The following is a 13,010-nucleotide window of genomic DNA, read 5'->3' as shown; positions in this document are numbered from 1 at the left end:
GCCTATTTTAGACTGAAAAATAACAGTTTATGACGTACCAATGCCCCAAAGATTGATGTAGTGTCGAAAATAATTGACGAAACGGATTTAGTCCCCCACCAAATATTTTTCTAATTGAACATACAAACTATCACGGTCGCTGGGTCTTTTGGCGTTTGATTCTACTAATTTTCCTTTTTTGTCGATGATTAAATAGCGCGGCATCAGTATTGTACTATCTTTGGTAGATTGCCGATAGAGTTTGGCATATTGGTCTTCACTAATAAAAATATGATTTCCCTCTACATTGTATTTTTTGATTTGCTCACGCCAGAGGTATTCATTTCCTTGGGCTACGTAAAGGTATTTAATGTCCTTTCTTGTGCGATATTTCTCTTTGAGAGGCTTGGTAAAATTCCTAAATTCTTGTAGGCAAGGGCCGCAAGTAGTACCCCAAAAATCCACATACACAACACTACCTTTAAAATGCGTGTTATAAATCTCTTCAAACGAAGAAGTATTTGGGTTGATCGAGATAAGATTCACATTTTCAATGGAATCGACCCTATTTAGTGCGAAAATTTTTATTGATAAAAAACAAGCCACCATTCCAATCGTATAAAGCAAAGGTTGCCAGACTTTGGGTTTTGCTTGTTTTTGATAGCGCCAGAAAAAATAACTACTCCCTACCACGAAAAGCAGAATAGCAAAGCTTTTGACATACATAAGAAACATTAAAGCTTGGTTTCGCTCAAACACTCGGTCTAAGATGTTGGCTTTTTGGTCTTTGGTGAAAGTATATAGGTTTTGTACAACAATGATAAGTTCTTCTCTTACTTCTTTTTTCCAATCAAGGTAGTGGTGTACAATGTCGATTATGAAGCAGGGAATGATAGCGACCATAAGTGCGGCTAGCCAGAAATAGGGGGATTTTATCATGAGAGTGTTAAAGTTTTGAAACGCAAGTTTAGCGCAAACATCTCTCGTGAAGTAAAAAGTGGTTTGAAATGTCCCAAAAATGGGATAAAACAGGCTATGCCATCTTTTTAACATTTTATCAATCATTTTCAACATTTAGTCAATCGCTCCACCTTCTCAATAGCAGTCTCTTTTTCTTTGGAGAAAAAACAGAGACATGAAAACGCTATTAATTATCATCCTTTTTTCAAACGTCGCCTTTGCGCAAATCACAGGCAAAATCATCACTCCCAAAAGAGAAGCTGTTCCGTTTGTCAATGTGCTACTTTTAGCTGCCTCCGACAGCAGTTTGGTATCAGGTACCACCACCAATGAAGGGGGGAACTATCAACTTTTGTTGCCAAAAATGGGGCGATTTTATTTGAAAATCAGTGGGGTAGGGTATCAGACGCGACTTTCTGAGGCGTTTGAAGTAAATGCTTCCAAATTGACCATTACGCTGGCTGATTTGACACTTTTGGAAGAAGAAAATATCCTGAACGAAGTACAGGTTTCAACTAAAAAAGAACTGATTCAAACCACGCCGTTGGGCAAAATTATCAATGTTCAAAGTAGCCTGATAACCAAAGGAAGCAACGCTTTGCAGGTATTGGAGCGATTGCCGGGCGTGATTTCTGACCGACGAAACAACCAATTTAGCTTGAACGGACAAAGCGGTGTAACGATCATGTTCAATGGCCGAAAGGTGCAGATGCCGATGGAAGAACTGATGTCACTGCTTGAAAATACGGTGGCCGATGACATCGAAAAAATTGAGCTTATCACTTCTCCCACTGCCCAATACGACGCCGACGGAGGAGCGGGGATTATCAATATTATCTTCAAGAACAACGAACTATTGGGGACGAAAATCAATTTTTCTGCTACGGCAGGGTATGGTTATAAAGAGAAAGTCCTTACCACAATTGGCATTTCTCATGGAGTTAAAAAGCTAAACCTTAATGCTTCCTATTCGTTCAATCATGATGTTCGGAAATCTGGATACGCAGGTGATGGTACAGCAGGGGCTTCGTTTATGCTGGGCGAAACCTACAATACTTTTTATGGAATTGCTCGTCGATACCAAAACAATCATAATCTAAATTTTGCGGCACAATATCAGCCTAATCCCAAAACTACACTTGGTGTAGATTTTGTTGGAAGTTTTGATAAATCTCATAATTTGGTAAACAATGGAGGCACTTACCAGCTAAAAAGGGGTGATTTTTTTGAAGTAGCGATGCTTTCAGATGGCTTGACGACCAAGCAAAACAATATTTCTTCGTTTTATCTGAAACAGAATTTTTCGCCTAAGACACAATTCAATGCCGATTTTAGCTACATAAATTATTCCAACAACAGCCCCGCAGGTATTTCTTTGGAATATTTTGATGAACAAAAACAGCCGATAAAACCCCAGTTTTCAATTTTTACGTACGGAAATAGAGGCGAAAGTATTTCTAAAATACATGTGGGTGTTTTTAAAGCTGATTTGACTACGCAGTTTAGCGAAAAAATCAATGCTGATTTTGGTATAAAAACGAGTTTTGCACAAAATGAAAACGACAGTAAGGTAGAAAGAAAAGTGAACGATATTTGGGAAATAGATCCACGCTCGCAAAGCCAGCTCAAAAGTCAGGAACGGATTGCGGCGGTATATTCTCAAGTTAAATATATGCTTGACGCTAAAAGTAATCTTCTTTTGGGGATGCGTTATGAATATTGGAAAAGAGATTTTAGCAATCAAGAAGAGGTATTTGAGATTTCAAAATTCTTTCCATCGGTGCTTTATACCTATGCCATTAATCAAAATACATCGGTAAATTTCAATTATAGTCGCCGTATCAGTCGCCCTGCCTATACCGACTTGATTTCCAATTTGTTTTACACCGACCCCACTTTTATTTTTTCTGGAAATCCATTGCTAAAACCTACGCTTTCTGATATACTCAAAATCGAGTATGTAAAAAATGGTTTGAGCCTTGGTATTTCAGCTCAATACGATTTGAATCCTATTTTGAGGTATCAGATTACGTCAAACGCCACCAAAGATGTAGGCATATCTTCGCCACAAAACCTGGATTACATGAAAAGCCTGAATCTATTTTTGAGTTACCCTTTTCAACTTGCAAAATGGTGGAAGGTTACCCTCAATACCCTCACGTCTCTCCGAGATTATAAGGTGTCTTACAGTCAATTCCCTGCCGAAAAGCGGTATGTGTTTCAGAATCTTAATTTCTCACAACAGATCAACTTGCCTAAAAACGTTGAAGTCGAGCTTTCGGGATGGTACAATATGCCCTATTTTGAAGGCCCAAATACAATCAAAGGCTTTGGAGTAGTCAATGTAGGAATTGCTAAAAAACTTAAAAATGACAAAGGAACCTTATTGCTTACTTTACCCGATGTATTTCGTTCGTTTAGTGTACATTCACACAACGGCGGCATGACGCCCATTGCATTCGACATCAATACAGTGTCAAATTGGCGTGACGAAACGGTGTTTTATCGGGTTATCAAATTGACCTACGCACGAACCTTTGGTAAAAACACCCGCAGCGTGAAGTACGACGCAAAAGATGAAGAAAGGGAGAGATTTTAAAATGTAAGAAAACAAAAAATAAGACAAGTATCCACGCCCTTTTTTCAAAAGTAACTGCTTCTGTGTAGTTTTGTTGGATGAAAAATAGAATTCAACTTCTATTTTGTTTAAGACATAAATTCTTGGGTTAACTTAGGAATAACTACTCAGAAAAATGGCCTTTGGAGATAAAGTATTATTCTTTTTTAGTGCACTAGGGGCATTTAACGGCCTGATTCTGAGTCTTTATTTTTTCTTTTTTACAACAAAAAAACACCTGCCAAATTACCTATTAGGGGCGTTGTTGTTGGTGCTTAGCCTCAGAATTGGGAAATCAGTTGCGTATTTTTTCGACGCCGATTTGCCTAAAATATACCTCCAACTGGGGCTTACAGCCTGCTTTTTTATTGGCCCTTTTTTATATTTCTTCATAAAGGCCGAAATCCAACAAATTCAAAAGTTGCCCAAATCGTGGATAGGTCAAACGGCTTTTTGGGCTTTCGTCATTGTGATGGTCGGAGTGGTGTATCCTTATCAAGCGGTTCCTTACTGGTGGAGGCATTACATCATCCCGCTTATTTATTTGCAGTGGGGAATTTACGTCATTTTTTCGGGGGGAGTAATTTGGCCGCTTCTTAAAAAAATACGGCAAAAAGAAAGCCTAAAAGCTTTTGAAAAATGGGTTTTAACCATTTTTGGTGGCGTTTTGCTATTGTTTGTCTCCTACGTTTGGGCTATTTTAAATATCATCAAAGGAAGTTACATCTTTGGGGCGCTTTATTTTTCTCTCATCATTTATCTGGTCGTGTTTATTCTGCTTTACCGTAAGAAAACAAACGATTTGTCTTCTTTTTCATCCCAAAAATACGTCGATAAAAAAATGGATGAACAGGAAGTTGGGCTGATGGTTGGGAAGCTAAAACGCGCGATGGAAGAGAAAATGCTTTATAAAGACCCCAATCTGAAATTGAACGACCTTGCCAAAGAAATTAACCTTTCGGGGCATCAATTGTCGCAGCTTTTAAACGACAACTTGGAGAAAAACTTCTCCCTGTTTGTCAACGAGTACCGAATTGAAGAAGCCTGTAAAATGCTTTCGATGAACGTGCCACTTACCATTGATGCCATTGGAGACGAAGTAGGGTTTAATGCTAAATCGACTTTTTTTGCTGCTTTTAAAAAGATTAAAGGCTTGACTCCCAGCGCTTACCAAAAACAACAAATTCCAGATTTATAAAACCGTACTACTGATTTTAACTTCCTGAACTTTCATCATCAAAGTTTCTTGAATTTTTGAGGTGCAAAATGAAGCGTTTTCATTTTGATAAACTCTAAAAGAACTTTACGATGAAAAAAGGAACGTTGCTCCTAAGTTTATTGATCAGTTGCTTCTCGGCGTTTTGCCAAGAGAACTTCTCAGAAAGACAACAAATTGAGACTACGATTCAGCTCTATTTTGATGGCTGGGCAACTGGCGATACCACCAAAGTGGGGAAGGCCATGCACGCTTCTTGCCACCTGAAAAATTTCCGAGATGGGAAGTTTATCGACTATTCAAGAAATCAGTACCTCAGCTTTTTCAAGCCACACCCACGACCCAAAAACCTGACTACGCGCATTGTAACCATTGACGTAACCGACAATATGGGAAGCGCAAAAGTGGAAATCAGTACTGAAAAAGACCTGTTTACCGATTATTTTAACCTTATGAAAACCAACGAAGGCTGGTTGATTGCGGATAAAGTTTCTACCCGAAAGTCACACAGAGTCTTTGATGTAAACGCCATTCAACTCGAAAAAGAAACAATTGTGGAAGGACTAAAACGCCCTTGGAGCATGGCTTTTATCTCCGAAGAAGAAGCACTGATTTCGGAAAAAGAAGGCGATTTGGTGCTGTTGAATTTAGTGACCAAAGAACGAAAAAATCTTCAAGGCTTCCCGACCGACTTGGAAGATAGCCTTGGGAGCTTTGGGGATAATACGGGTAAATTTGAGGTATTGCTTGATCCTGATTTTAAAAATAATCACTACCTCTACTTGTCTTATGCTGCCAAAAGTGCGAAAGGTAGAACCACCAAAATTATCAGAGCTGTGCTAAAAAATGGGGTTTTGAGCCAAATAAAAGTACTTTTTGTAGCCGAACCTTTTACGTCTGAACGCGTACATTATGGTGGAGGAATGGCCTTCGGTAGCGACGGGAAATTGTATTTTACCATTGGCGAACGGCTATTCAACGAAAAAGATGAGCCTGCACTTCCCATTGCTCAAAATAAAGAAGACAAACGAGGTAAAATATACCGCATCAACCCTGACGGAACGATTCCTAACGATAACCCTACTTTTGGCGAAAAAGCTATTGCTGGTTTGTACGCCATGGGGATTCGGGCTGCACAAGGAATTACCCTAAATCCTACAACCAACCAACTCTGGTTTAGTGAGCACGGAACGCATCAAGGCGATGAAATCAATGTGCTCAAGGCAGGGGCTAATTACGGCTGGCCGATGAAAACCACAGGGAAGTATCGTTTTACCGAATTTGACCCAAAGCCCATTGCAGGAAATGTTTACACCGACCCCGTTTGGTCGTGGTCTCAAACGGTTGCCCCTACGGGATTGCATTTTTATGCGGGTAGCGAATTTGCCGCTTGGAATCAAAACGTACTCGTGGGTGGCTTGGCAAAAGGCAGTTTGTGGCGGTTGGTTATCGAGGGCGAAACCGTGAAGAGTGCCGAAGAACTGTTTGTCAATGACCGCTTGAGAATCCGTAAAGTGGTACAAAGCCCGTTGGGGAAATTGTACCTGCTTTCGGACGAGGTGAATGGGAAATTGATTAGGGTAAAGAATGCGGGATAATTTTCAACTTTTCTCCCTTTTGAACCGATTTAATTGCTTGAATGTTTACGGGAGTATATTTGAATTTTACAACACAAAGATGAGCATCACATCGGTAGAAGAATTTTACAATGAGATACACCTTCCGTTTCCTGAGGGCTTCAAAAAAGAAATCGGGCATTTCAATGTATTTGAAATTGACGAATTTATCAGGGGGCTGCGTGAAAAAAATAGTATGCCCTACAATCGTCGGGCCTATTATAAAATTAGCCTTATCCTTGGGAAAAACCGTGCTGAATATGCCGATAAAGTCATTGACATCGAAGAAAATGCGTTGCTCTTTGCTACTCCTTTGATACCGTATCATTATGTGCCACAAGATGCCGATCAAAGCGGCCATTTTTGCGTGTTTACTCCCGACTTTATGCTCAAAAGTAAGACGGGAATCTCTTTGGATGACTTGCCAATTTTTCGACCAGACGGCTTTCCCATTTTCAAATTGAATGATGAGAATGTGGAAGAGCTCAAGGCAATATTTAAAAAAATGCACCGCGAAATCGTGTCTGATTATGCGTATAAATACGATTTACTCCGTAACTATGTTCTTGAATTGATTCATTTTGGACAAAAATTGCAACCTGCAACGGCCCTGTATTCTTCGCATAATGCCGCGGCGAGGGTTTCTTCTTTGTTTCTTGAATTGTTGGAAAGACAATTTCCGATTGATACGCCGCATCAAAAACTCAGCCTCCGCACTGCGAAAGATTATGCCGATCGCTTATCGGTACACGTAAATCATTTGAATAAAGTGCTAAAAGATAACACAGGAAAAACGACGACGGAGATTATTGGTAGTCGTGTGACGCAAGAAGCTAAAATTTTGCTTCGACAAACCGATTGGCACGTTTCGGAAATTGCGTATTCGTTGGGTTTTGAAGAAGTTGCCCATTTTTCTAATTTCTTTAAGCGCCATACTTCTATTTCGCCTGCTCAATTTAGAGCGTAGAAGAAGGGATATTTGATTTTTGCAAACATTGCTTTCGTTTTTGCAAACAGCGAGCCCGTAATTTCTCGCAATTTTGCATCAACAAATTAATGACATATCCCATGAACAAAATTGCATTAGTAACGGGCGGAAGCCGTGGATTAGGAAAAGATGAAGCCCTTCAGTTGGCAAAAAAAGGTTTTGATGTTGTTATTACCTATCAAAGCAACGAAATCGAAGCCCAAAAGGTAGTTGTAGAAATTCAAAAGTTAGGACAGAAAGCAGCGGCTTTGCCGTTAGATATTTCATCGACGAACAACTTTAATGCGTTTGTCGATGAATTGCAACGAGCACTAAGCGAAACATTTGGTGCTCAAAAAATGGATGTTCTCATCAATAATGCGGGAACAGGACATTACGGTGCTTTTGCAGATACTACCGAAGAGGATTTTGATAAAATGGTCAATATTCATTTGAAAGCGCCTTATTTTTTGACCCAAAAACTGCTGCCTTTGATAAATGATGGCGGTGTAATTTTAAATACCTCGTCGGGGTTAGCTCGTTTTTCATACCCTGGCTCGTCGGCCTACGCTATGATGAAGTCGGGGATAGAAACACTAACGCGCTACCAAGCCGCAGAGTTAGGAAATCGAAAAATTAGGGTAAACGTGATTGCGCCAGGCGCTATTGCGACCGATTTTGGCGGAGGTAGAGTTCGGGACAACCAAGAACTGAACGGGGCCATCGCCTCCCGAACAGCGCTTGGCCGAGTGGGTTTAGCCGATGATATTGGAAGTGTAGCTGCTTTTTTGTGTAGCGACGAGGCGAAGTGGATTAACGGCCAACGCATTGAGGTTTCGGGGGGAATCCACCTTTAAAAATGGTTAGGAACTCGTTTCGTCAAAATAGCTAATTGCGACGCTGATGATGCTCAAAATCGAATAGAAGACGGCGAAACGAGTTTTTTCTAGCTCTATAAAGGCTAACGTCCCGAGCGAAAACATCGCGATTTTGAACAGATTTAACCACGGAAATCGAATGCGCATGGAAGATTTGGGGGCGGCGTATATTCCCCAAAGTGCAGCAACTGCAACAAAAAGTATGATGGCAAACGCCCACTTGGTCAATGTCGTTTTTCCAGAGGAATAACCCCAAAAGGCAACACTAAAAATAAGGACAAGCTCCAACCCAAAGGCTAACAGGTAATTGATGTAGCGGAGAGTTTGCATGGGTAGTTCAAAATAAGAGGAATAGTAAAAAAGGAACAGACAAATTTACAAAACAGGAGCTACATTTTTTCGAAAGGCGGTAGGATTGTTGCCCGTGTATTTTCGGAATTGTTTGCAAAAATGACTTTCGTCCGTAAACCCAAATTCATGCGCAATTTCGGTCAAGGTCATGGAGCTGTAGAGAAGCCTGGCTTCAATCAATTTAATGCGATGTTTGACAATAAATTGCTTGAGCGATTCTCCCGTTTGTTTTTTGAAAAAGATACTTACGTAGGAAGGCGCTAAGTGAAACTCCTCGGCAATTCGTTCCATACTGAGTTTTTGGGGTTCATAAATGTGTTGTTTGATGTACCTCAATATCGCCTCGGCGGCATTCGATTCTTCCGATTTGGCGGGAGTTTGTTGGGAGAGGTTACGAGCCAAAATCAGCAGAATACTCCGCATCAAGCTGTCTCGTATCATTTCAAAATGTGCCGATGGTGGGTTGTCGTACTCACTTTCAAGTACTTTTAGAAGTTGGTGTAATTTTTGTTTTTCTTCTTTGTCATGTACAATCGTTCCCCGACTTTGGGTAGAAGTCAATAGCAACGACTGGAAAATTTGTTGCCAATATTTGTCCGTAACGCTGTGGGTTTTGCTGTAAGACTCGTTGAAACGGATAAAACAAAACTCTGTAATTGACTCTATATCAAACGAATGAAAATCTTCTGGGCCTAACAAAAACACATCTCCTTGCTCGTAAGGGTAGGTATTGCCATTGATGTTGTGGTTGCCAAACCCCTTCAAAATAAAAATGATTTCGTAATAGGTATGTTTGTGTACGGGGTGTTCCCATTGGGCTGCTTCAAAATGGTAGATGTTAAAAGGGCTGTGCAAAACGTAGCGTTTCATCGAAAGAAGGTGCGTTATTTTTACCAAAATAAAATGGATTTTTACAGAAAGTAACAACTCTGTCCTCTCTAATTTTGCCGAACAATGCTTAAATGAACTTTTTCTCGCATTGACCTATAATGAAATAGTACAGAATCGGCCACAAAACGCTAAGGCTGAACGGATGAATTAGAACAAAAAAACGACAAAAGATGAAAGTGGTAAAAAGACGCTCGATGCTAAAAAAAGCCCTCCTTGCCTCGGCGGCTTCGGTGGCTACCTTGTCAGCGGCAGCAAAAAAAGACAAAAAAGTGTTTGTCCATCACGTATATTTTTGGTTGAAAAACCCTTCAAATGAAGCCGACCGCGCCAAGTTAATCGAAGGCTTAACGGCCTTGGCGAAGGTACCAACGATTCGGATGCACAACATTGGTACGCCTGCAACCACCAATCGTAGTGTTATTGAGCGCAGCTATGCCGTGTCTTGGTTGTGCTTTTTCGACAATTTGGAGGAAGAAGAAGTTTACCAAAAACACCCTATTCACCTCAAGTTTGTAGAAGATTACTCGCACCTTTGGGAAAAGGTCATTGTGTATGATTCGGTGCAGGTGTAGTACAGGTAGGAAGTATTTTCAAAGGGAACATGCCAGGCTATGTTCCCTTTGAAATTTTATAATTCTAAGTAATCAAGAGCAAAATTTAATATAATTCGTCGATTTTGAACGGATAACGATTAACAGATTACGGTTAACTTATACCTTACACCTAAAATACCGTTTGACGAATTTTGACTTCGCTTTGGTGATAAACCTGCGAGTACGGTTGTACGCTCGCCGTTACCCAGGCGTTTCCGCCGATGATAGAATCATTGCCTATCACGGTTTTTCCACCTAAAATAGTGGCATTGGCATAAATGACCACGTTATCTTCGATAGTTGGGTGTCGCTTGGTTTCTGCCAATGATTTTGAAACGCTCAAAGCGCCCAGTGTGACCCCCTGATATACTTTTACGTTGTTTCCAATTTCGGTTGTTTCGCCAATGACGACCCCTGTGCCGTGGTCGATAAAAAAAGATTTTCCAATGGATGCTTTGGGGTGAATGTCAATGCCCGTCAACCCATGGGCGTATTCGGTCAACATCCGTGGTAGAAGTGGAACGTCCAAGTCAACCATTGCGTGTGCTAGACGATAGACTGCGATGGCATAAAAACCTGGATAAACCGCAATCACTTCTTCAATGCCGATGGAGGCGGGGTCGTTGTCAGAGATGGCCTGTGCATCCAGCAGGAGATTTTCATAAATATCGGGAAGCTGCTCCATAAACTGCTCCGTTACCGCTTCATGATTTGTTCCAAGGTTGCCGTTTAGGGGTTCTAACAAACACAAAAGCCGTTGCTGAAGCTTGGCGTAGGCATCAGGTAAATTGGTGGCTGAGCGCGAACAATCTTGGGTGATGGGAAATAAAAACCGCATCATTTCTTCGACAAACTTCCCAACTTCGTTGCGGGAGGGCAAACGATACTGATAGCGGGTGTTTTGCTCGGCGAGACGTTTAAAAAAAGTGTTTGACAACGTATGGAAGAATTTTTATACTTGAGATACCAAAAACCGTGCAAAAAGGTTCAACTTTGGACGTTATTTGAAAAATATATCTACCTATTCATAAATTCATTTTTTGTGCGTCGATTTTGTTTGTTCATTTTTGCCTTAGTGTGTTTTGTTTCGTTAAAAACGTCAGGACAACAACCTTCTTCGCTTCGTCGATATGCCTATGCCCGCAATGCCATGGGTTCGGAGTTTAATCTGGTTTTTTATGCGCCAAGCGACTCGCTTGCAAAAGTAGCCTCCGACAGCGCTTTTGCGAGAATTCAATTGCTCAATAACCTATTAAGTGATTACCTAGATGGAAGCGAAGTGAACCGCCTTTCGGAAACAGCAGGGACGGGACAGCGTTTTTATGCGAGCGCTATTTTGTTTGATATTTTGGAGAAATCAAAGCACCTGAGTGGCAAAACCAATGGCGCATTTGACGTGACTGTGGGGCCAATCGTTCAGCTTTGGCGAAGGGCGATTCGGCGCAACTATTTTCCCGATAAATCCCAACTCAAAGAAGCCCGCGCTGCTGTTGGCTATCGTTTGGTTCAGCTTCGAGGCGAAGATCGCTCTGTCGTTTTAAAACGTAAAAAAATGCGGATAGATTTTGGGGCAATTGGAAAAGGATACGCGGCCGATGACGTGTTGAAGGTGCTAAAATCGTTTGGAATCGACCGAGCCTTTTTGGACGCAGGCGGAGATTTGACCATTGGTGACGCCCCACCAGAGAAAGATGGTTGGCGGATTGAAGTGAGTTCGGGAGGAGGCGATACCACCGCTACGCACGTACTGACCTTGAAAAATTGCGGGGTAGCCACTTCTGGAAGTACGTATCGGCATTTCGATTACAAAGGTGTCCGCTATTCGCACATTGTGAGTCCTTACACGGGGGTAGGTTTAACCACACATACACGCACGACCGTAATCGCCCCAACTGGCACGGACGCCGACGCCTTGGCTACTGCTTTTAGTGTGCTGGGAATAGAAAAAGGTAAAAAAGTAGCCAAGCGTTTGAAGGGAATTGAAGTGTGGCTTTTGGAACAAAATGCCAGCAAAAAAGCACACTACAAATAGGGAGTTTGTCGGTATTCTTTTGGGGTTTTTCCTGTTTCTGCCTTGAAAAACCGACTAAAGTCGCTAGGGTCGAGTTTCCCAATTTTGAAGGCAATGTCAGCGATGGAGAGGTTACTTTGTTTTAATAAAACTTTGGCTTCCAATACCCGCATTTCATCCAGCAAATCGTGGGCACTTTTTCCCGTGACAGCCTTCACACATTTGTGGAGGTGATTGGGGGAGACAGACAATAGCTCGGCGTATTCGGATACGGTATGTTTTTCGTAAATGTGCTGAGACAGTGCTGTTTTGAAACGTTCCGTCATCCGAACGGCAGCGTTGCCAATGGGTTTTTCTAGGGGACGAACAAATTGGTTTACCTCCGTAAATAAAGTGAATAGATAGGAGGCAATCAGACAAAATTGTTCTTCGCAAATCACTAGGTTAATTTCAAGGAGCCGCTCAAAGATTAGCACGATAGCTAGGTGACGCTCTTGGCTGAGTTCAACTACTGGTGAACCCGCTAATTGAAGAAAAGAAAAGGTTTGTAATGTTTCTGATTTCCAGGGTGACATGCTAAAAATGTCGCTGCTAAAATGACAATAAAAACCTTCGGCGTCGTCGCTGATTTCATCCAAAGTTGTGATTTGAAAAGCGGGTAAAAAAAAGAACGAACCTGCCTTAATCTCGTATTTAGTAAGTGCTTTTCGGCGGGTAATGCTACCTTTGGTTAAGAAAACAAAAAACGTAACCGAGCGTCGATGAGGAGCTTGAGGAATGATGAGGTGCTTTTTGTAATCTTCTAACCGAATGACGTGGAACTGATTAAAAAATGGTCGCTGCGTGTTTTTCCATACCAAGGTATCAAACACATAGTCATCGAATTCGGCGGGTTTAAGAAGTGGAATTTGGGTGGTTTTCATACAAATTT

12 protein-coding genes are annotated in these 13,010 nt (G+C 41.3%); 7 read left to right on the top strand and 5 right to left on the bottom strand.

Going from position 1 to position 13,010, the window contains the following annotated elements; genetic code table 11:
- Positions 1–87: 87 nt before the first annotated feature.
- Entirely contained in the window at positions 88–918 is an 831-nt protein-coding gene (locus AC23N5_RS11455) for a TlpA family protein disulfide reductase (RefSeq protein ID WP_487755680.1), read from the bottom strand.
- A 196-nt stretch (positions 919–1,114) separates the two neighbouring features.
- Here AC23N5_RS11455 and AC23N5_RS11450 point away from each other — a divergent pair, with 196 nt between their 5' ends.
- From AC23N5_RS11450 to AC23N5_RS11430, 5 genes are all read left to right on the top strand, one after another.
- A complete protein-coding gene (locus AC23N5_RS11450) occupies positions 1,115–3,538 on the top strand; it encodes a TonB-dependent receptor (RefSeq protein WP_487755679.1) in 2,424 nt (807 codons plus the stop codon).
- 154 nt (positions 3,539–3,692) lie between these two features.
- Complete coding sequence (locus AC23N5_RS11445) at positions 3,693–4,754, top strand: helix-turn-helix domain-containing protein (protein ID WP_487755678.1); 1,062 nt, start codon at positions 3,693–3,695, stop codon at positions 4,752–4,754.
- Positions 4,755–4,864: 110 nt separating this feature from the next.
- Complete coding sequence (locus tag AC23N5_RS11440) at positions 4,865–6,370, top strand: PQQ-dependent sugar dehydrogenase (protein WP_487755677.1); 1,506 nt, start codon at positions 4,865–4,867, stop codon at positions 6,368–6,370.
- A 79-nt stretch (positions 6,371–6,449) separates the two neighbouring features.
- Entirely contained in the window at positions 6,450–7,355 is a 906-nt protein-coding gene (locus AC23N5_RS11435; protein WP_487755676.1) for a helix-turn-helix domain-containing protein, read from the top strand.
- 101 nt (positions 7,356–7,456) lie between these two features.
- The gene (locus tag AC23N5_RS11430) at positions 7,457–8,212 is read left to right on the top strand and encodes an SDR family NAD(P)-dependent oxidoreductase (RefSeq protein ID WP_487755675.1); all 756 of its coding nucleotides are present in this window, start codon (positions 7,457–7,459) and stop codon (positions 8,210–8,212) included.
- A gap of 6 nt (positions 8,213–8,218) precedes the next feature.
- Here AC23N5_RS11430 and AC23N5_RS11425 read toward each other — a convergent pair whose 3' ends face one another.
- Both AC23N5_RS11425 and AC23N5_RS11420 read right to left on the bottom strand, forming a co-directional pair.
- The gene (locus tag AC23N5_RS11425; RefSeq protein WP_487755674.1) at positions 8,219–8,563 is read right to left on the bottom strand and encodes a YrdB family protein; all 345 of its coding nucleotides are present in this window, start codon (positions 8,561–8,563) and stop codon (positions 8,219–8,221) included.
- 45 nt (positions 8,564–8,608) lie between these two features.
- Positions 8,609–9,454, bottom strand: coding sequence for an AraC family transcriptional regulator (locus AC23N5_RS11420; RefSeq protein WP_487755673.1), 846 nt, complete (start codon positions 9,452–9,454; stop codon positions 8,609–8,611).
- A 191-nt stretch (positions 9,455–9,645) separates the two neighbouring features.
- Here AC23N5_RS11420 and AC23N5_RS11415 point away from each other — a divergent pair, with 191 nt between their 5' ends.
- Positions 9,646–10,047, top strand: a complete 402-nt coding sequence (locus AC23N5_RS11415) for a Dabb family protein (RefSeq protein ID WP_487755672.1) — start codon at positions 9,646–9,648, stop codon at positions 10,045–10,047.
- A gap of 151 nt (positions 10,048–10,198) precedes the next feature.
- Here the strand turns inward: AC23N5_RS11415 and epsC are convergent, their stop codons facing one another.
- Positions 10,199–11,005, bottom strand: coding sequence for a serine O-acetyltransferase EpsC (epsC, locus tag AC23N5_RS11410; protein ID WP_183976948.1), 807 nt, complete (start codon positions 11,003–11,005; stop codon positions 10,199–10,201).
- A 105-nt stretch (positions 11,006–11,110) separates the two neighbouring features.
- Here epsC and AC23N5_RS11405 point away from each other — a divergent pair, with 105 nt between their 5' ends.
- On the top strand, positions 11,111–12,100 hold the full coding sequence (locus AC23N5_RS11405; RefSeq protein ID WP_487755671.1) for an FAD:protein FMN transferase: 990 nt from the start codon (positions 11,111–11,113) through the stop codon (positions 12,098–12,100).
- Here AC23N5_RS11405 and AC23N5_RS11400 read toward each other — a convergent pair.
- On the bottom strand, positions 12,091–13,002 hold the full coding sequence (locus tag AC23N5_RS11400) for a helix-turn-helix domain-containing protein (RefSeq protein ID WP_487755670.1): 912 nt from the start codon (positions 13,000–13,002) through the stop codon (positions 12,091–12,093). The genes AC23N5_RS11405 and AC23N5_RS11400 overlap by 10 nt on opposite strands.
- Positions 13,003–13,010: the final 8 nt, after the last annotated feature.

This window comes from Runella sp. R5_40 (assembly GCF_057652295.1).
The sequence above is the reverse complement of the archived record's forward strand: the minus strand, read 5'-3'. Positions and strand labels throughout refer to the sequence as shown.

What these genes read in the sequence shown, in the direction of transcription:
- AC23N5_RS11450 (WP_487755679.1), top strand. Translation starts at nt 1,115, where the DNA reads ATGAAAACGCTATTAATTATCATCCTTTTTTCAAACGTCGCCTTTGCG.
- AC23N5_RS11445 (WP_487755678.1), top strand. Translation starts at nt 3,693, where the DNA reads ATGGCCTTTGGAGATAAAGTATTATTCTTTTTTAGTGCACTAGGGGCA.
- AC23N5_RS11430 (WP_487755675.1), top strand. Translation starts at nt 7,457, where the DNA reads ATGAACAAAATTGCATTAGTAACGGGCGGAAGCCGTGGATTAGGAAAA.
- AC23N5_RS11425 (WP_487755674.1), bottom strand. Translation starts at nt 8,563, where the DNA reads ATGCAAACTCTCCGCTACATCAATTACCTGTTAGCCTTTGGGTTGGAG.
- AC23N5_RS11420 (WP_487755673.1), bottom strand. Translation starts at nt 9,454, where the DNA reads ATGAAACGCTACGTTTTGCACAGCCCTTTTAACATCTACCATTTTGAA.
- AC23N5_RS11435 (WP_487755676.1), top strand. Translation starts at nt 6,450, where the DNA reads ATGAGCATCACATCGGTAGAAGAATTTTACAATGAGATACACCTTCCG.
- AC23N5_RS11415 (WP_487755672.1), top strand. Translation starts at nt 9,646, where the DNA reads ATGAAAGTGGTAAAAAGACGCTCGATGCTAAAAAAAGCCCTCCTTGCC.
- AC23N5_RS11400 (WP_487755670.1), bottom strand. Translation starts at nt 13,002, where the DNA reads ATGAAAACCACCCAAATTCCACTTCTTAAACCCGCCGAATTCGATGAC.
- AC23N5_RS11440 (WP_487755677.1), top strand. Translation starts at nt 4,865, where the DNA reads ATGAAAAAAGGAACGTTGCTCCTAAGTTTATTGATCAGTTGCTTCTCG.
- AC23N5_RS11455 (WP_487755680.1), bottom strand. Translation starts at nt 918, where the DNA reads ATGATAAAATCCCCCTATTTCTGGCTAGCCGCACTTATGGTCGCTATC.